Raw genomic sequence first — 17,071 nt, 5'->3', positions numbered from 1 at the left:
GGCTTCGACCCGAGTCAGTCCGTTTTCATCTCGGAGTCGCTCGGCCGGTCGCGTTTCGTTTCCCGTCGAGTGTAGGTCGGCGACTCCGATCGTCGAGGTCGAAGACGCGAATACCCCTGTAGCGAAGCGACTGCACCGCCCGTTCGGCTTCCTCCTCGCTCGGGAACTCGATTTCAGTCTCCCCGCCATCGCTCCCGGGAAAGTGAACGAGTCCGAGTTTCGAACCCCCCGTTTCGTCTTCGTCGTCTCGTGCCCCGTTCGCCCGTTCGTGTTCGACTTCCCGAATCGTGGAAAGCGGCACTGTCGGGTCCTGTCGCCAGCGTAACGAGGCCCATCGGGCTCCGATAATGGCGACGACAACGACGGCAACCGAGACGGCGGACCCCATCGAGAGCAACCGGTCGGGAAACCCGAGGACGTCCCGAACGATGCTGGCGAAGGTTCCGACCGTGAACAGCGTCGTCACGACGGACGCCCAGCGACGGAGGCGACCGCTCTTTTCCCAGTCGAGACGTTTCTCGCGGACGATACCGCGCGGTGTCGTCCGTATACGAAGCTCGTCGTCTCGGACGACGTGTTTCCCTCGGGCGGTTCGAACGCTATCGTCGCGCGCCATTCGTCGGATTCGAGTACGCTCGCCAATACCCTCATTGTTTTCCCGAAAAAGAGATCGGTAAAATGCGGGAACGTTACGCCGGAATGGTCCAGCCGTAGATGTGATTGAGCATGACGTACGTGACGACGCCGAGCGAGAGCGAGAGAATCCACGCCGATGCCGCGATTCTGCCGACCTTCGCGTGTGCCGTGTCGCGGAGTTCGGCGGGCGTGTGGGTGAGTCCGAGGACGAGGGCGTACAGCACGACCGGAACGGAGACGACGGAGAGGACGATGTGAACCGCGAGCATTACGAGGTAGGCGTAGTAGACGAATCCCTCCACGAGGATGTGTTTCTCGCCGCCGCTTCCGCCGACCTTCGTGAGGTAGAGCGCGAGGAAGACGAGGATGAGACAGAACGAGGTTATCATCGCCGCGCGGTGTTTCCTGACTTCCCCGTTGCGAATCCAGTACCAACCGAGCGCGAGCGAGACGGTTGCGACGGTGTTCACGACCGCGATGGCGTCGGAGAGCACGTTGACGGTCCCCCGGCCGATGGACGGATAAATCGGCAGGATGCCCGCGAACGTCCCAAGGACGAGTACGTACCCGATAACCGAGAGGACTGCCGTCACTTTCGCCGGACTCTCCCGCGCACGTTGTCGCGCGTTCGCCGTAGCCATGACGGGCGATTGGGACTGCCGGGGTAAGGTGGCTTCGCTTCGTTCTCATCTCGTGGGATTGGGACGGGAGTTTCTCTCTCCGATGGAATTATTGTATCACGTGTAATATCACTGAATAGTAATGTCCTCCCTCGATAGAATCCCCTCTCCCCGTGCCCTGTTGGTGCTCCTATTCATGGGAATGCTCGTCCTCGCGGCCTTCACCGGCCTCACCGACAGTGACGCGGCCCGGAAACTGCTCCGCGTGCTCATCCCCGTCTCCGGAATGGTGTTCGCGCTCAGCGCCGGCCGCGAGGCACGGTCCCGTCCGGAACTCGCCGCACACTTCGCAATCGGTCTCTCCTGTACCATCAGTCTCTACCTCGAACTCGTCGGCGAGGGCGTGTTCTCCAACCTGTACGTGAACGTGGCGATCATCGTGAGCGGAATCGCGATTCGGGCGACGACGATGCGACGCGACGGATAGTCCAGTCCGAACTATCCGACGAAAACGGGGACGACGGACACGGATACGGATTTCTGGGACGACCCGAAATCCGCGCTCCCCGACTCCGAATCGGTGCTCATCGTCCTCCTCCTCGCCGTCGGAATCATCGTGTTCCTCGACGCCTCCGGCTTCCACGCGATAGCGAACATCGAGGAAGCGCTCCGCTCCGACCCGCTGGATTTCGTCTGGCCCGTCGCGCTGGCCGCGGGAGCGAAAGCCGTCAGCCTCCTCAAGAATCGAGCGGAGGAATCGGTGTTAGAGGAGTGAACACTCCATCGACCACCGCACGCCGCACTACCGACCACCGCATGGAACCGTTGCCCGCGCACAACAACCGGACTTGTTTTTTCGCAACTCGTTTTTCACATGTATTTCCGTTAAAGTGAAACCCGAACGCGGGGAAGGGTGGTGTATGAGCGCAGATCAGGAACAGCAGTCGATTCGCTGCCTCGTCGCCAAGGTCGGACTCGACGGCCACGACCGCGGCGCACACGTCATCGCGCGGGCCTTCCGCGACGCCGGATTCGAAGTCATCTACTCGGGCCTGCACAACGCCCCCGACGAAATCGTGCAGGCCGCCGTGCAGGAGGACGTGAACGTCCTCGGTATCTCCATTCTCTCGGGCGCACACGATACCCTCGTTCCCAAAATCATCGAGGGGCTCAAGGAGTACGACGCGTTCGATGACACCCTCATCCTCGTCGGCGGCGTCGTCCCCGACGACGACAAGGACGAACTCAAGGAACTCGGGGTCGCGGAGGTGTTCGGTCCGGGCACACCGATGGAAGAGACTATCGAGTTCGTCCGTGAAAACGCGCCCGAACGATGAGCGCGACGCACGCGGATTTGCTCGCCGACCTCCTCGACGGGAAGCACCGGGCGCTGGCACGAGTCATCACGAAAATCGAGAACCGCGACCCCGGCTATCGGGAACTCGTCTCGGAACTGCACTCCCACACGGGTGACGCCGAGGTCATCGGCATCACGGGCAGTCCCGGCGCGGGCAAATCGACGCTCGTGGACAAGGTGGCGAACGACTACCGCGAACGCGGCGAGACGGTCGGCGTCATCGCCATCGACCCATCCTCCCCCTTCACGGGTGGGGCCGTCCTCGGCGACCGTATTCGCATGGCGAGCAACGTCGGCGACATGGACGTGTTCTTCCGGTCGATGAGCGCACGCGGCAGTCTCGGCGGCCTGTCGACGGCCACGTCGGACGCCGTGAAAGCCCTCGACGCGTTCGGCAAGGACAAGATCATCATCGAGACGGTCGGCGCGGGCCAAAACGAGATAGACATCGTGAAGACCGCCGATACGGTCGCGGTGTTGGTACCACCCGAGAGCGGCGACAACGTTCAGATGCTCAAGGCGGGCATCCTCGAAATCGCCGACGTATTCGTGGTGAACAAGGCCGACCTCCCCGGCGCGAACCGGACGGTCACGGAACTCACCGAGATGGTCCACATGCGCGACGGGCAACCGACGCCCGAGTTCGGCGACGACGTGGACTACGATTGGGAACCGAAAATCGTCGAAACGGTGGCGAAGAGCGGCGAGGGAGTCGCGGAGTTCATCGACGTCCTCGACGAACACCGCGAGGTCCTCGAAACCACGGGCATGCTCGACGCGAAAGCCCGAACGAGATACGCCGAAGAGATACGGGCGCTCCTCCGCGAGGACGCCAATCGACTCGTCGCGTCCGAAATCGAATCCCGCGGCGGCATCGAGGAGTTGGTCGAAGCCGTCTTCGAGCGGGAAACCGATCCGTACTCGGTCGCCGACGAGGTCATCTCCCCCATCGAGGACTGCCTTCACGACTGATTTCTGGCATAACCGATAAACCAATTCGGGTCGCCATCCTACGTATGAAACTTCGACGGCTCGCCACAGCGACGGCAAGTGGGGTCGGACTCGCCGCACTGGTGAATAAAACGCTCGCGAAGCGTGCGGAACCGCTCGGCCCGCCGTTGGAGGGCTTTCAGGGAACTTACCGCTGGCGTGGGTTCGACGTCGCCTACACGGAGGCGGGCGACCCGGAAAATCCTGACGTGCTCCTTCTCCACGGCGTCCACGCCGCCGCGTCGAACAAGGAGTTCGACCAGATTTTCAAGCAACTCGCACAGAAATACCACGTCATCGCACCCGACCTGCCCGGATTCGGTCGGTCGTCGCGCCCGCCGGTCGTCTACACCGCCGAACTCTACACCTCCTTCATCATCGACTTCGCGGACGACATGACCGACGACGCCATCTGTCTCGCCTCCTCGCTCACGGGGTCTTACGCCGTCCTCGCGCAGGTGGAGACGGGGGCATTCTCGCGGCTGGAACTCATCTGCCCCACCGACGACGCCGGAAAGCGTCGGACGTGGCTCCGCACGTTGCTTCGCTCGCCGGTCGTCGGAACGGCTTTGTTCAACGCGCTCGCCAGCAAGCGCTCGATTCGACGGTTCAACGACCGCGACGGTTACTACAGCGAAGCGTCGTACACGGAGAAGGACGTGGAGTTCGAGTGGCAGACGGCCCACCAACCGGGCGCTCGCTTCGCCCCGGCGTCGTTCGTCTCGGGGTACCTCAACCCCGAGGCGGACCTCGGCGACGAAATCGCCCGCGTGGACGTTCCCGTGACGCTCGTCTGGGGACGGGAAGCGAAGGTCACGCCGCTCGAAGGCGGGCAAGAACTCGCGGACGAAGGGGATACGCGCCTCATCGTGTTCGACGAGGCGCGACTGCTTCCGCACGTCGAACATCCCGGCCCGTTCCTCGAAGTGCTGTTCGACGAACTAGAACCGCTCGAACTGCAGTAGTCGGTCGCCGCTCGTTTTCGATCGTCCGATCCCCAGCGACACCGAGTCCCCGACTTCCACACCGTCGGGGGCCATCGCGGTCACGCGGACCGGTCCGAAGTCAGCGATGGCCGTCGTGTACGGCGCGTCGTCCGTGAACGACGGTGCCGCGACGTGAACGACCGTGTACGTGTCGATCTCGCCGGTTTCGGGAAGCGGCGTTTCTTCGAGGTGGGCGTCACCGCACTCGGGGCAAATTCGGCGCGGCGGCAACGACCCGTGTCCGTTCGCGCATTCGAGGTAGTACGCGTCGCCCGCCTCGATGGCGTCCACCCACTCGTCGTAGCCGGTGTTGCCGTGGGCGTTTTCGCTCATTGTCCGACCTCCAGAACGTGAACCGTCGCGCTCGCGACGGTACCACCCGCGTTGTGCGCCACGCCGACGTTCGCATCCGGCACGGCGTCGCTGTTCGGATGGTCACCGCGCAGGATGCGCGTCATCTCGACCATTTGACTGGCACCCGTCGCCCCGACCGGGTGGCCCTTGGCCTTCAGGCCGCCGGAGAGGTTGACCGGGCGGTCCCCGTCCCGCGTCGTCTCGCCGCGTCGCGCCGCGCCGATTCCTTCTCCGGGTGCGTAGAAGTCGAGCGCTTCGAGCGCCAGCACCTCCGCGATGGTGAAACAGTCGTGGACCTCGGCTACGTCCACGTCGCTCGCGTCGATTCCCGCCTCGGCGTACGCCTCTTCGGCGGCCTCCTCCGCCGCCGGTGTGCGGGCGAGGTACTCGCGCCCCTGGAGCGCCATCCGGTCGCCGCCCTGTCCGGTCCCCGTCACCGAAACCGGCGCGGACAGGTCGTTTTCTTCGGCGTACTCGTCGCTGACGAGGACGAGCGCGGCCGCCCCGTCCGTGATCGGGCACGCGTCGAACAGGCCGAGCGGTTCGGCTATCATCGGCGCGTCGAGGGCCTGTTCGACCTCGATTTCCTTCTGGAACTGGGCGTGCTCGTTCGGCACGGCGTTCTCGTGATTTTTGACCGCGATGTGGGCCAAGTCCTCGCGCGACCCGCCGTACCCCTCGAAGTAGGCACGCGCCATCAGCGCGTACGCGCCGGGGAACGTCATCCCTGCGCGAACCTCGTAGAGGTCGTCGGCCGCGATGGCGAGGGCTTCGGTCGTCTTCGCCGTTCCGAGGTTGTTCATGCGCTCCGCGCCGCCGACGAGGAGGACGTCCGCTTCGCCGTTTCGGACGTCCTTGACCGCCTGTCGAATCGCGACGCCGCTGGACGCACACGCGCTCTCGTAGCGCGTCGCGGGTGCGAGAACCCCCGCCGCTTCGGCCATGAGCGGTCCTTGGTGGCCCTGATGCTCGGCCAATTCGCCCATGAAGTTCCCGTAGTGGAGCGCTTCTACGTCCTCACGGGGCACCTCCGCGTCGGCGAACGCGCCGTCGCTCGCTTCGGCGAAGAGGTCCCTGCCGGTCCGTTCGGGATGCTTCCCGAAGTGAGTCAGTCCGACTCCCGCGATCCGAACGCCTGTCATGGGAGAACGTACGAGCGGTGCGGTTAAGAAAGCCACTCCTTTCGGTTTCGAGCCGATTGGGAGAAATTTCAGCCGATACGATCCCGAAATTCTGGACGGGTGGGCAGTTCGACGCCGACGTATTCGTAATTATTTTTCAAAACTGACCGGTTCGGCGGGAAACCGACAGTTCGTGCAAGCGTGACACGTTCACGCTTGCACATCGGTACCGTCCTGCACTTTTCGCGATTTCGGGCGGACGATTTTCGGGATCGAACGAGGCGTCGTTGGAACGTTTCCGGGAGGCGTGGCTCATCGGGTACGAGAGGGAAAACGGGAGAATTCGAGATGACGTAACTTAGACGGCGAGGTCGTCTGCGTGCTTGACGACCTCGACCGCGCCGGCGTCGATGGATTCGGTGTCGAGCCAGTGGGGGACGTAGTTTCGGCGCTCGAAGTCGCCGCGCTCCTCTTCGCGGCCGATGACGCACCACAGTTGGGGTTCGTCCGGACCGTGCCAGTCGCCCTGACGGCTGATGGAGAAACAGACCTGCTCCTCGTCGTCGTAGTCGATGATGGCGTTCTTTCGGATGCCGGGGTCCCCGTGGATGATGAGCCGCTTCATACGTGGCGATTTGTAAGGCGGTCAATTAAGCGCTTCGCAACCGCCTTTTCGCCCCGCCCCGGGTCACCCCTCGTTAAACGTAGTACGGGACGTTGTCCATGTGATAGACCATCTCGTCGCCGAGCGTGTCGAGGTAGTTCGAGTGGTCGTTGCCGACCTGTGACGTCGCATCGTACTCCACGTAGTTCGGGGCGGGCGTGTTGCCGTCCTCGTACCCAGTCTCGCCGAGCGCTTGGTCGAACTCGATGGTGTTGTACACCCACTGCAGCACGTCGTCGGCGGTGTTGTGGTAGTTGAACGTCGCCGTCGTCTGGTTCGAGATGGCGTTGTAGGTGTCCATCCACTCCGTGGTCGGGGCCTCGTTGTCCTGTGCCGCCCCGAGCATGTGAACGGAGTCCACGGCGTAGCCCCGGTCGGTCCACCACGAGGTCACGTCGAGCGAGCGGAGCGAACTCAGGAGCACCTGCGCGCCGAGCGAGTGGCTGGCGAATCGAAGCGTCACGTTCGGGCAGTAGTATTTGAGGTCCACGGCGAACTGCGCGAGTTTGACGCCGTTGTTCTGCGCGACGGTCTGGGCTTCGCCCCACCCGTAGTCGGCACCGCCGCCCGCGTCGTTGTCCCACGAATAGCCGACGAGCGCCCCGCCGTAGCCCGCGGCTTCGAGGTTGTTCTTCGCCGAGAGGAACTTGTCCTTCGCGTTCTGCTCGGGCGTGTCTCCGGATTTGTGCCACCCGTGGATGAAGACGGTCAGTTCGTCCACGCACGCGGTGTCGACGCCGGGTACGTCGCCCGTCGTGTCGTAGCCCGTCCGCGTGTGTCCCGCGGTGAGGCTACCGTCGTCGTTGAAGTGGCCTCGCGTCGAAACGATGGGGATTCCGTACCGTTCTGCGCTCGCCGTTCCGGTACCGAGAATCGTGAGTCCAACCGCCGTCGCGGCGCTTCCCTCGATAAATCGTCGTCGATTGACGTTTGTCATGGTTCTCCGGGCAATGATTCAGCCTAACACATATTCAAATTTTTTATTTGAACAATTGAATAAAACAGTCTCATGGGTGGCGCTATATATCCGCCCTCGCCCGACCGAAGTGGAAACCAAACGGGTTTTAAGTCCCCGCGCGCAATTTCTCCGTAAGGTCGATATCTATGCAGATGCCACGTCGATTTAACACGTACTGCCCGCACTGTCACTCGCACCACGAACACGAAGTCGAGAAGGTCCGCACCGGCCGACGAACCGGCATGAAGTGGGACGCTCGCCAGCAGAAACGCGGCAAGGCCGTCATCGGTAACGCCGGTGGTTTCTCGAAGGTTCCCGGTGGGGACAAGCCGACGAAGAAGACCGACTTGAAGTACCGTTGCAGCGAGTGTGGCAAAGCACACCTCCGTCCCGGGTGGCGCGCTGGCCGACTCGAATTCCAGGAGTAAACCCATGGCAGGAAACTTTTACAAAGTGCAGTGTCCGGACTGTGAGAACGAACAGACCGTCTTCGGAAAGGCGGCGAGCGAAGTCAACTGCGTCGTCTGTGGTCACAAACTCGCCACGCCGACCGGCGGCAAGGCCGAAATCGACGGCGACGTCGTCGAAACAATAGCATCCCGATGAAATACAGTGGCTGGCCCGACACTGGCGAACTCGTCGTCGGTAAGGTCGACGAGATAGAGGACTTCGGGGTGTTCATCGACCTCGAAGAGTACGAGGACAAGCGTGGGCTCGTCCACGTCAGCGAGGTCGCCAGTGGCTGGATCAAGAACGTCCGCGACCACGTCAGCACCGGACAGACCGTCGTCTGTAAGGTTCTCGACGTGGACGAGGAGTCACAGCAGATAGACCTCTCCATCAAGGACGTCAACGAACATCAGCACAGCGACAAGATTCAGGACTGGAAGAACGAGCAGAAGGCCGACAAGTGGATGTCGCTCGCCTTCGGCGAGGACATGGGCGACGAACAGTACACCCACGTCGCGAACGAACTCCTCGCCGAGTTCGGCAGCATCTACGACGGCTTCGAGCAGGCGGCGATTCACGGTCCCGAAGCGCTCGACGGTACCGACCTCGAAGACGAAGAGGTCGAGCAGTTGGTCGAAACCGCCCGCGAGAACGTCTCGGTTCCCTACGTCACCGTCACCGGCTACGTCGACCTCCGTAACCCGGGGAAAGACGGCGTCGACGGTATCAAGGACGCGCTCGAAGCCGCGGAAGGCAACGGCGACATTCCCGACGAAGTGGAACTCGACGTGACCTACGTCGGTGCGCCCGAGTATCGGGTTCGCGTCAAGGCACCGAACTACAAGACGGCGGAAGCGCAACTCGAAGAGAGCGTCCACCGTGCGGAAGTCGCGATGGAAGGCACCGACGGAAGCGCGGACTTCCACCGCGAACGCCACACCGACGACGAATGAAATCGGACATCCGGGTGTGTTCCGCGTGGAAGGCGGAACACGACCGCCCGGTGTACACCCTTTCTGCGACGTGTCCCGACTGTGGAGCGAAGGCCGTAAACAGTGCGCCCGCGCCGTTCGACCCGAACGACCCGTACGGGGAGTACCGACGCGCACTTAAGCGGCGCGCCCACGAATAAGGAACATGGACGAAATCGACATCGAAATCGTCGCAAACCCGGATCTGGAATCCCCCGTCCTCATCGAGGGATTGCCGGGGGTCGGTCACGTCGGCAAACTCGTCGCCGAGCACCTGCTCGAAGAGAAGGAGAGCGAACTCGTTCGACGGGTGTACTCGGAATTTCTCCCGCCGCAGGTGAGCGTCGGTGACGACGGCACCGCGTCGCTCGTCTGCATCGAACTCCACGCCCTGACGCTCGACGATCAGGACGTTCTCGTTCTGACGGGGGACTATCAGGCACAGGACAACGTCGGCCACTATCGGCTGACGAACGCGTTCCTGGACGTAGCGGAGGAGTTCGACGTCGAACAGGTCTTCGCGCTCGGCGGCGTTCCGACCGGCGAACTCATCGAGGAGTACGCGGTGTTGGGCGCGGCGGCGACGACGGAGTTCGTGGACGAACTGGAGGAGGCGGGCGTCGAGTTCCGCGAGGACGAACCTGCGGGCGGTATCGTCGGAACCAGCGGTCTGCTCCTCGGTCTCGGCGGCCGACGCGGAATCGAGGCGACGTGCCTGATGGGTGAAACGAGCGGCTACCTCGTGGACCCCAAAAGCGCACAGGCGGTGCTCGAAGTCCTCCAGAACGTTCTCGACTTCGAGGTCGATTTCAGTTCGCTCGAAGAGCGCGCCGAGGAGATGGAAGAGGTCGTCAACAAGATAGAGGAGATGGAGTCTCAGCAGGCGCCGATGGCGTCAGACGACGACCTTCGGTACATCGGCTAGGCGGGACCGCTTGTACGGTCAGAACAGCGAGCGCTCCTGTCCGTTGTAGATGTGATACACGGCCGAGACGAGGAAGAACGTGAGGAAGAACCACGTCCAGAATTCGAAATCGAGCATGTGTATCGAAAAGAGGTGGAGTTTCGCCGCGAACAGAACGATGAACTCCAGTACGCCGAGTCCCAGGTAGTACGCCGCCCACGAGACGTCGTGTTCCGGGACGACTTCCATATACACCTCGACCTGCCGCGCTTGGTCTTCGAGGCTTAATTCCTTCGACCGCTGGTCGTAATCGATAATGCCGAGGTCGTCGAGTTTCGGGAGGTGGGTTTGGTGAAGCGAAACGTAAACGCTCTTTCTGACGTTTCGTGGAGGCGGGGACTCGCCGGTTTCGACGGTGGCGATATGCTCGGCGAGGTCATCGACCCCTAGTGAATCCCCCGATTGACGGAGGTAGCGAATCGTCTCACGCCGTCGTTCGTTCCGCAAGACGTTGTGGATCTGACTCTCGTCGAGTTCCCCTCTCGTCTCCGGTTCGGTCAGTTTCATTGCTTGGAGCCAAACATGGGTTATCCTTGCGTCCGGTACACGCACATATATTATAACCAAGGGTATTAAGTTTGCCACCCAGCGAGTTTTTATTTCAACCAACAACCATGTGAAATATGGCGTCGGCATTCGATTTGTGATTCGCAGTCAGGACAGTCTCTTCCCGATTCGAGGCAGCCTCCCGAGGTATTTCCCGTCCGGCGGGGATTTGATTACCGTTCGTGCCCTACAGAGACAGCATGCCCGAGTGGTTGGTCCTCGGATTGTGGCTAACGCTAGCCGTTGCAGTCGTCATCGCCGGCATCTTCGTCGTCGGCGTTCGGCTGTTTCCGACGCCACAATCCACGAACGCCACCTACATCTTCGGGGAGGGACGACGGCGTATCGAAATCCGCCAGTACCTCCGCGCCATCGGCGAGAACTTCGCCGAGGACCACTTCGTCGAGGGGCAGCACGTCGCGTTTTATCTCCCCGAACGGGACGTGGCCATCACGTTCGACGCCCGCGCCTTCTTCCGAATCGAGAAGTCGCCGACCTACGCCGTGCTCGTGGAACACGAGATGCCGGGCTATCACCTCGGGGACCGACTCCCCTTCGAAACGCCGACCTTGGAACAGGAGGAGGACGTGGATACGAGGCAGGCCGCGTTCGCCATCCTCGGCGTGCCGACGGGCGCGACGCTTTCGGAGGTCAAAACGGCCTACCGAGAGAAGGTGAAGGACGTGCATCCCGACCACGGCGGCTCACGCGAGGAGTTCCAACGGGTTCGGGAGGCGTACACGACCGCCAAAAACCACCTGTAGCTGAGTCACTCGATGTTCGCCACTTCGTAAGCGACGCCGACGTCGCGCAGCGCGTCGGTGACGCGCCCCACGCTGTCCGAGGTTGCGACGATGACAACGTCCAAGCCGCGTTCGGCCGCCGAGGCGGCCACCTCCCCCGGCGCGAACGTCGTGTCGGGGTCAAGCCCCGCGGACCGGAGGGCCACGACGGCTTCGACGCCCGTCGCAGCGAGCACCGGACCGTCCTCGCACGCGGCCGCCAGCGCGTCCGAGTCCACCGTCCGACTGCCGCCCGAACGAACCGGGGGTACCTGATACACCGTCACCCGACCCGGTTCGAGGTCGATGATGCCCTCGAACTCGGTGACGCCGACGTCCGTTCCCTCCTCCGCGTCGGTCGTGGCGATGCCCGTCGCGGGTCCCGAATCCCCCGGCGTCGCGTGGAGGAGACCGCCTTCGAGCGAGAGCGAGACGGTCGTTCCCGCCTCGATATCGGTGCGTGCGATGGCCGCGTCCTCCCCGACGTTGCCGAGGATGTCGTCCGTCACGTGGTCCGCAAACCGGCGAACGTCCGTCGCGGACTGGAGAAGCCAATCGACGCCCTCCTTCGTCGCCCGATAGCGCGAGCGTCCCTCCTTCGTCACGAGACCGTCGTCCACGAGGCCGCGAATGTACTCGCTGACGGCCTGACTCGTGACACCGACAGCCTCGGCGATTTCGCCCTGGCTCACCGCCGGTTGGCGGTCCGCGATTTCGGCGAGGATGCGAAACCGGGTTGCGGTCCGTTTGTCCTCCAACACGTCGGCCATGCCCGAATTCTCGGGCGGAACGATAAAAATACCAGCGGTCGAGCGGTGTGACCGTCGTCCGGTTTCCCGTTCGCGGATGGACACGGACTCGGAACCGATGATCGTAACTCGACGGTCGGCAGATGGATGTCAACGTGAGGATGACTGCGGGGCACGTGTTCGCTCAAATCCGCGTGGAACGGCTCCGTGTACGTCTGGACGGGAGAGCGTCAACTCTATATTTTCCGAGAACAACCGACGAAGCGTGATCGAAGTCATCCCCGCCGCCCTTCCCGGCCCCCTCCCGTGGTTGACGACGACCGTCCCCGATTACCTCGTGTGGGTGGTCATCGCCGCGTTCGTCGCCACCGCCGCGCTCGAACGGTACGACCGCGGGATAGCCCGGACCGTCGGTGCGGGCGCATGGGTGCTCTTCGGCGTCTTTTGGGGCGTTCTCTTCCCCCGGTTCGCGTTCGAGATGCGGAGCTTCATCGAAGGGGGGCTCAGCCTCCTCGCCGTTCCGCTGTGTGTCTACGCGGGCTACCAACTCTACTCGGGACGGGACTCGCTGTTCGTCCTCTCCCGCGGCGTCGCCGCGATGGGACTCATTTACGTCCCGTTTCTGACCATCGAACCGCTCCGGCAGTGGTTGGTGGAACTCGTGAGCGCCCAGACGAACGCCGTCATCCGGCTTCTCGGATACGACCCCGTGTTCACGATCGCGGAGCAAAACGGCTACCACAGCGCCTTCATCTTCACCGACGGCGCGGGCCATCAGTACTACACCTACCTCGTTCTGGCCTGCACGGGAATCGGCAGCATGAGCATCTTCGGCGGCCTCATCGCCGCGGTCAAGGCACCGCTTCGGCGAAAGCTCCGGGCGTTCGCGCTGGCTATCTCCATCATCTGGGTGCTGAACGTCGTCCGCAACGTCTTCATCTCAGTCGCGTTCGGAAACCAGTGGTTCCAACTGTTCGTTGGCCCCGTCACCTCGCTCACCGGCTACACCGACCCGCGGATGGTCTCGTTTTTCATCGCGGACCGCGTGCTGAGTCAACTGCTCGCGGTGGTCGCGCTCGTCTTCATCCTCTGGTTGGTCGTCCGAGACCTCCCGGAACTGCTGACGGTCATCGAGGACGTCGTCTACCTCGTTACCGGCCGCGAGTACGACTTCCAACGGAGCATCCGTGCCGATGGCGGACGTTGAGTTCGCGGACCGGGCGGCCTACCTTCCTTCCGCCGACGCGCTCGTCCTCGCCGACCTCCACATCGGCCGTGACGCGACGTCGAACGTCTCGTTTCCGCTCGGCGAACGGCACGATTTGACGGCGCGATTGTCGACCCTCATCGACCGATTTTCGCCGACCGAACTCGTCCTCGCGGGGGACGTTCTCCACGCCTTCGACCGACTCCCGGAGGAGGTCCACGATACGTTCGCCGACCTCGAAGCGCTCGCGGGCGACGCGGGAGCGACCCTCGTCGTCGTCCGCGGCAATCACGACACGAGGGTGGACGAACTGACTGACACGCACGCGGAGTACCCGCTCGCGGACGACACGGTGGTCTGTCACGGCCACGAGGAACCGGAAGGGAGCGCCCCGCGGTACGTCATCGGTCACGACCATCCGGCCATCGAAATCGAGGGGAAGCGGCGGCCTTGTTATCTCCACGGACCGAACGCGTACCGGGATTCGGACCTGCTCGTGCTGCCCGCGTTCAGCCGATTCGCGAGCGGAATGGTCGTAAACGACCTTCGAGGGTCCGGTTTTCAGTCCCCCCTCGTCACCGGCACCGACCCGCTCTGCCCCATCGTTCGTGACGAAGAGACCGACGAAACCTACCGTTTCCCGCCGCTCGCGGAGTTTCGAACGCTGTTGTAGTCTGCTTCCGGGACGGCGCTTTCGTCACCGGTCCGGGTTCGGTTCGTATCCCTCTCCGACCGAGAACCGCATCGCTTTCGGACGACAGCGGACGTCGAGTTCGGCGCGTCGAATCATCTCCCCGTCGAGGCTGAACTGCACCGGTTCGCCGTCGTGTCGGAGGTGCAGTCGCGGAACCTTCACGCGATTCACGTACCCCGATTCCCGCCGAAAAAGAACGTCGGCGGCACCGGTAGCGAGGTAGTCGAACGACGGCGCGCGTTGGATGACGACCACGTTCAACAGGCCGTCCTCCACGTTCGCGCGTCGTCCGCGCTCGCTCGGGAACCGTCGCCCGTTTCCGATGAGGAGCATGACCGCCTCGCCCGACCATATCGGGTCGGTTCGCGGTCCCGCGCGGATGTCGAGTCGCAAGCCGTCGAAGTCGCGCACCTCGGATAACGTGCTCAGCACGTAGGCCACCGGTCCGAGTCGGCGCTTCATCTCCGGCGTGGTACGGGCGCTCGCTTCGGCGGTCAACCCGCCGACGCAGGAGTTGACGAAGGGACGACCGTCCGCGGTTCCGAGGTCGAGACGCCGCTCTTCGCCCGATTCGAGCACCTCGAAGGCGTGGGCGACGCTCCGAATCCCGACGTTGTCGGCGAAGTCGTTGCCGGTCCCGGTCGGTATCACCCCGAGGCGAACTCGGTCGAGTGCGTCCGCGGCGTCGACCCCCCTGACGACTTCGTTGAGCGTTCCGTCGCCGCCGCAGGCCGCGATGACCGACGCACCCTCTCTCGCCGCCTCCTCGGCGAGCGTCACGGTTTCGCCGCGGGCGGTGCTGTCCCGAACGTCGTACCCGCGGCGGAGCGCGATGTCGCGGGCCTTGACGCCCTTCTTTCGGTCGCCGCCGTTCGGATTTCGAACGAGAACCGCCGTACCCTCCGTGGTCACGTGTTTATTTCGGCGGAGGGCCGTCAAAGACCTATTGCCCGTTTCGACGCGAACCGACCGGTATCGAAACGTGATTCCGACGGTTATCGAAACGTGAGTCGACCGCTATCGCAGGTTGCCGTACACGGCCAGCGCGGCCTTTCGTCCGCTCTCAATCGCGGCGTTGAGCGAGGAGGCCTCGGTGTACTCTCCGGCGAGGTATACCGACTTCTCGTGCGTTCGATTGCCGGGCAATCGGTCGAAAATACCCGGCGGTTGGGCGAACTGAGCGAACTCTATGCGGTCGGTGTGGACGCGTTCGAGGTTCGGAAACGTCCGCTCGGGATACCACTCGCGGAGCGCCGCTTTCACTTTCGCCGCCAGTTCCTCGTCGGAGTCGTCGGGCGTCCCGAGAAACGTCGCCGAGAGGAGTTCCCGGTCGTCGGGAGCGTATTCAGGCGCGACGGACGACAGCGGAACGACTTCGTTCGGCGCGTCGTCGTCAACGTTGAGCAGGAGTCGGTTTCCGACGTCGAGCGGTTCGGCGTGGGAGAAGTACTGGGTGACGCAACCGTGGGAATCGGTCGGAATCGACTCCACGCCCGACAACTCGCGGGCGGACTTCGGATCGGTCGCGACGACCGCGGCATCGGCGATGAGGGTTTCGCCGCCGGCTTCGACGTTCACTTCGTCGCCGTTCGGTTCGACCGCGGAGACGCCGTCCCCGAGCCGAATCGTCGCACCGGCGATCCGCGCCTTCCGCGCCAACTGGTCGGCTATTTCTCCCATGCCGTTCGCGGGCACCGCGATGTCGCCAGTCGAGAGCATCTTGAACGTAAACTCGAAGACTTTCTTCGAGGTCGAAAGCGACCGGTCGAGGGTGATGCCGCCGTAGAACGGCCCCGCGAAGTTCTCGCGGAACGCGTCGGAAAACCCCCGTTCGCGGAGGTACTCCTCGATGGACTCGTCCTCCCCCGAGAAGATTTCGCTGTTCGGCGTCCGGGCCAGTTCGCGGCGGAGTTGTAAGGTCCGCAGCTTGTCGCCGAGACGAACCTCGCGGTTCGCCAGCGACCCGAACGCCGCGCTCGGGTCGCGGACGGGGTCCGCCAGAACCGACTGCTCGCCGGGACGGGCGAGCACCGCACCCGGCGCGAAGCGGCGCAGATCGAGGTTGTCGTAGTCGAGTTCCCGCCGTGCCGCCGGGTAGGCGGTGAAGAGCACCTGAAACCCGCGGTCGAGGACGAATCCGTCTTTTCGGCGGGTTCGGACTCGACCCCCCACTTCGTCCTCGCGTTCGAACACCTGCACGTCCAGTCCCAACCGGGCGAGATGTCGGGCGGCCACGAGCCCCGCGAGTCCCGCCCCGGCGACGATGACCGTGGTCATACGAACTGGTCGGTCGTCCGTCCTAAACGTCTCTCGGCCGATCTGGTTGGGGTGGTGGAAATGATTGCGGTGAGCTACCGTTCCGCGTCCAACGAACGGATCTCCTCCGCGAACTGCGTTCCGCCCGGTATCTCCTCCACTCCGAACCACGACGCGTTCTCGATGGCCGCCGCAGTCGGATGAATCTCGCCGCCGACCTGCCGGGCGACGAATCCGGCTTGCAACACCGGCATCGGCACGCCGTTTCCGTAGTCGAAGCGGAGCGTCTCGGTGAACAGCAGGTCGGTCGCCTCGCACTCGATTCCGGTCTCCTCGCGGGTTTCTCGCTCCGCTGTTTCGGCGACTGATTCGCCTCTATCGCCTTGCTCACGGAATTCTCCGTTCGCTATTTCCGAGACGCTGCGCGTCTCGCCTTGCTCGCGGTATCCTCCGCTCGCTTTCTTCGAGGCGTGTAGCGCCTCGCCTTTCCCTCCCGGTGGTTCCCACTCCGAGGAATGGCCGGAGTCCTGAACCAATAGTACTCGTCCGTCCTCCACCACGAAACAGACCGCGACCCACGGAAAGATGTCGTCCGGCGTACGTGGGAAATCGTACTCCGGAACGTGAATCGGGTCGCGCACACGGTGAGGGACGTCGCCCCAGCGCTCCGTCAGCGATTCCTGGAGGGCTTCGACGCGGTCCGCGAGAACCGACTGAACCTCGTCCGATCGCATGTCCGACAGTTGTAGTGCAGGGGCAAAAGGGG

General features: G+C 63.4%; 24 protein-coding genes. 13 read left to right on the top strand and 11 right to left on the bottom strand.

Going from position 1 to position 17,071, the window contains the following annotated elements; genetic code table 11:
• Positions 1 to 25 precede the first annotated feature (25 nt).
• Together ACGYLY_RS08615 and ACGYLY_RS08610 are read right to left on the bottom strand one after the other, a co-directional pair.
• Positions 26 to 616, bottom strand: a complete 591-nt coding sequence (locus tag ACGYLY_RS08615) for a hypothetical protein (protein WP_395282073.1) — start codon at positions 614 to 616, stop codon at positions 26 to 28.
• Between the two features lie 73 nt (positions 617 to 689).
• Positions 690 to 1,277, bottom strand: a complete 588-nt coding sequence (locus tag ACGYLY_RS08610; RefSeq protein ID WP_395282075.1) for a DUF420 domain-containing protein — start codon at positions 1,275 to 1,277, stop codon at positions 690 to 692.
• A gap of 121 nt (positions 1,278 to 1,398) precedes the next feature.
• On the opposite strand from ACGYLY_RS08610, the gene ACGYLY_RS08605 reads away from it, so the two are divergent.
• The 5 genes from ACGYLY_RS08605 (at position 1,399) to ACGYLY_RS08585 (ending at position 4,568) form a co-directional block, all read left to right on the top strand.
• Complete coding sequence (locus ACGYLY_RS08605; protein ID WP_395282076.1) at positions 1,399 to 1,743, top strand: hypothetical protein; 345 nt, start codon at positions 1,399 to 1,401, stop codon at positions 1,741 to 1,743.
• Positions 1,744 to 1,836: 93 nt separating this feature from the next.
• The gene (locus ACGYLY_RS08600; RefSeq protein WP_395282077.1) at positions 1,837 to 2,031 is read left to right on the top strand and encodes a hypothetical protein; all 195 of its coding nucleotides are present in this window, start codon (positions 1,837 to 1,839) and stop codon (positions 2,029 to 2,031) included.
• 145 nt (positions 2,032 to 2,176) lie between these two features.
• The gene (locus tag ACGYLY_RS08595) at positions 2,177 to 2,593 is read left to right on the top strand and encodes a cobalamin B12-binding domain-containing protein (RefSeq protein WP_395282078.1); all 417 of its coding nucleotides are present in this window, start codon (positions 2,177 to 2,179) and stop codon (positions 2,591 to 2,593) included.
• Complete coding sequence (meaB, locus tag ACGYLY_RS08590; RefSeq protein ID WP_395282079.1) at positions 2,590 to 3,585, top strand: methylmalonyl Co-A mutase-associated GTPase MeaB; 996 nt, start codon at positions 2,590 to 2,592, stop codon at positions 3,583 to 3,585. The genes ACGYLY_RS08595 and meaB overlap by 4 nt, the downstream gene beginning before the upstream one ends.
• Before the next feature lie 44 nt (positions 3,586 to 3,629).
• Positions 3,630 to 4,568, top strand: a complete 939-nt coding sequence (locus ACGYLY_RS08585; RefSeq protein WP_395282080.1) for an alpha/beta fold hydrolase — start codon at positions 3,630 to 3,632, stop codon at positions 4,566 to 4,568.
• Here the strand turns inward: ACGYLY_RS08585 and ACGYLY_RS08580 are convergent.
• The 4 genes from ACGYLY_RS08580 to ACGYLY_RS08565 all read right to left on the bottom strand — a co-directional run bounded on the left by ACGYLY_RS08580 (position 4,545) and on the right by ACGYLY_RS08565 (position 7,665).
• Positions 4,545 to 4,922 carry a Zn-ribbon domain-containing OB-fold protein gene (locus ACGYLY_RS08580; RefSeq protein ID WP_395282081.1) on the bottom strand — a complete coding sequence of 126 codons (378 nt, stop codon included), beginning with the start codon at positions 4,920 to 4,922 and terminating at the stop codon, positions 4,545 to 4,547. The genes ACGYLY_RS08585 and ACGYLY_RS08580 overlap by 24 nt on opposite strands.
• Positions 4,919 to 6,085 carry a thiolase domain-containing protein gene (locus tag ACGYLY_RS08575; RefSeq protein ID WP_395282082.1) on the bottom strand — a complete coding sequence of 389 codons (1,167 nt, stop codon included), beginning with the start codon at positions 6,083 to 6,085 and terminating at the stop codon, positions 4,919 to 4,921. The genes ACGYLY_RS08580 and ACGYLY_RS08575 overlap by 4 nt, the downstream gene beginning before the upstream one ends.
• Before the next feature lie 337 nt (positions 6,086 to 6,422).
• Positions 6,423 to 6,689, bottom strand: a complete 267-nt coding sequence (locus tag ACGYLY_RS08570; protein WP_231184041.1) for an HAH_0734 family protein — start codon at positions 6,687 to 6,689, stop codon at positions 6,423 to 6,425.
• A 73-nt stretch (positions 6,690 to 6,762) separates the two neighbouring features.
• Positions 6,763 to 7,665 carry a hypothetical protein gene (locus tag ACGYLY_RS08565; RefSeq protein ID WP_395282083.1) on the bottom strand — a complete coding sequence of 301 codons (903 nt, stop codon included), beginning with the start codon at positions 7,663 to 7,665 and terminating at the stop codon, positions 6,763 to 6,765.
• A 167-nt stretch (positions 7,666 to 7,832) separates the two neighbouring features.
• Between ACGYLY_RS08565 and ACGYLY_RS08560 the strand changes: the two genes are divergently transcribed.
• Genes ACGYLY_RS08560 through ACGYLY_RS08540 form a run of 5 tightly spaced genes read left to right on the top strand, consistent with a single transcriptional unit; the run spans position 7,833 to position 10,032 of the window.
• Positions 7,833 to 8,114 (top strand): 50S ribosomal protein L44e, encoded by a 282-nt coding sequence (locus ACGYLY_RS08560; RefSeq protein ID WP_066143248.1) that lies wholly within the window; start codon positions 7,833 to 7,835, stop codon positions 8,112 to 8,114.
• Positions 8,115 to 8,118: 4 nt separating this feature from the next.
• Positions 8,119 to 8,292: a 30S ribosomal protein S27e gene (locus ACGYLY_RS08555; RefSeq protein ID WP_231184039.1), complete on the top strand. Its 174-nt coding sequence runs from the start codon at positions 8,119 to 8,121 to the stop codon at positions 8,290 to 8,292.
• Positions 8,289 to 9,089 carry a translation initiation factor IF-2 subunit alpha gene (locus tag ACGYLY_RS08550; RefSeq protein ID WP_395282084.1) on the top strand — a complete coding sequence of 267 codons (801 nt, stop codon included), beginning with the start codon at positions 8,289 to 8,291 and terminating at the stop codon, positions 9,087 to 9,089. The genes ACGYLY_RS08555 and ACGYLY_RS08550 overlap by 4 nt, the downstream gene beginning before the upstream one ends.
• Entirely contained in the window at positions 9,086 to 9,268 is a 183-nt protein-coding gene (locus tag ACGYLY_RS08545; RefSeq protein ID WP_231184037.1) for an RNA-protein complex protein Nop10, read from the top strand. Before ACGYLY_RS08550 ends, ACGYLY_RS08545 begins: the two co-directional genes overlap by 4 nt.
• A 5-nt stretch (positions 9,269 to 9,273) precedes the next feature.
• Positions 9,274 to 10,032, top strand: a complete 759-nt coding sequence (locus ACGYLY_RS08540) for a proteasome assembly chaperone family protein (RefSeq protein WP_395282085.1) — start codon at positions 9,274 to 9,276, stop codon at positions 10,030 to 10,032.
• A gap of 18 nt (positions 10,033 to 10,050) precedes the next feature.
• Here the strand turns inward: ACGYLY_RS08540 and ACGYLY_RS08535 are convergent, their stop codons facing one another.
• Positions 10,051 to 10,578 (bottom strand): hypothetical protein, encoded by a 528-nt coding sequence (locus ACGYLY_RS08535; RefSeq protein ID WP_395282086.1) that lies wholly within the window; start codon positions 10,576 to 10,578, stop codon positions 10,051 to 10,053.
• A gap of 239 nt (positions 10,579 to 10,817) precedes the next feature.
• On the opposite strand from ACGYLY_RS08535, the gene ACGYLY_RS08530 reads away from it, so the two are divergent.
• On the top strand, positions 10,818 to 11,381 hold the full coding sequence (locus tag ACGYLY_RS08530) for a J domain-containing protein (RefSeq protein ID WP_395284134.1): 564 nt from the start codon (positions 10,818 to 10,820) through the stop codon (positions 11,379 to 11,381).
• 5 nt (positions 11,382 to 11,386) lie between these two features.
• On the opposite strand, the gene ACGYLY_RS08525 is transcribed toward ACGYLY_RS08530, so the two are convergent.
• The gene (locus ACGYLY_RS08525; protein ID WP_395282087.1) at positions 11,387 to 12,169 is read right to left on the bottom strand and encodes a MarR family transcriptional regulator; all 783 of its coding nucleotides are present in this window, start codon (positions 12,167 to 12,169) and stop codon (positions 11,387 to 11,389) included.
• Positions 12,170 to 12,413: 244 nt separating this feature from the next.
• On the opposite strand from ACGYLY_RS08525, the gene artA reads away from it, so the two are divergent.
• Together artA and ACGYLY_RS08515 are read left to right on the top strand one after the other, a co-directional pair.
• Positions 12,414 to 13,355, top strand: a complete 942-nt coding sequence (gene artA / locus ACGYLY_RS08520; protein WP_395282088.1) for an archaeosortase A — start codon at positions 12,414 to 12,416, stop codon at positions 13,353 to 13,355.
• Entirely contained in the window at positions 13,342 to 14,028 is a 687-nt protein-coding gene (locus tag ACGYLY_RS08515; RefSeq protein ID WP_395282089.1) for a metallophosphoesterase, read from the top strand. The genes artA and ACGYLY_RS08515 overlap by 14 nt, the downstream gene beginning before the upstream one ends.
• 24 nt (positions 14,029 to 14,052) lie before the next feature.
• Here the strand turns inward: ACGYLY_RS08515 and ACGYLY_RS08510 are convergent, their stop codons facing one another.
• From ACGYLY_RS08510 to ACGYLY_RS08500, 3 genes are all read right to left on the bottom strand, one after another.
• Complete coding sequence (locus ACGYLY_RS08510; protein ID WP_395282091.1) at positions 14,053 to 14,961, bottom strand: diacylglycerol/lipid kinase family protein; 909 nt, start codon at positions 14,959 to 14,961, stop codon at positions 14,053 to 14,055.
• Positions 14,962 to 15,066: 105 nt separating this feature from the next.
• Entirely contained in the window at positions 15,067 to 16,326 is a 1,260-nt protein-coding gene (locus ACGYLY_RS08505; RefSeq protein WP_395282093.1) for an NAD(P)/FAD-dependent oxidoreductase, read from the bottom strand.
• A 74-nt stretch (positions 16,327 to 16,400) separates the two neighbouring features.
• A complete protein-coding gene (locus ACGYLY_RS08500; RefSeq protein ID WP_395282094.1) occupies positions 16,401 to 17,039 on the bottom strand; it encodes an NUDIX domain-containing protein in 639 nt (212 codons plus the stop codon).
• Positions 17,040 to 17,071 lie beyond the last annotated feature (32 nt).

The sequence above is a fragment of the Haladaptatus sp. CMAA 1909 genome (assembly GCF_043952005.1).
Classification (GTDB): Archaea; Halobacteriota; Halobacteria; order Halobacteriales; family Haladaptataceae; genus Haladaptatus.
This window is presented reverse-complemented; position numbering and strand designations above follow the sequence as displayed.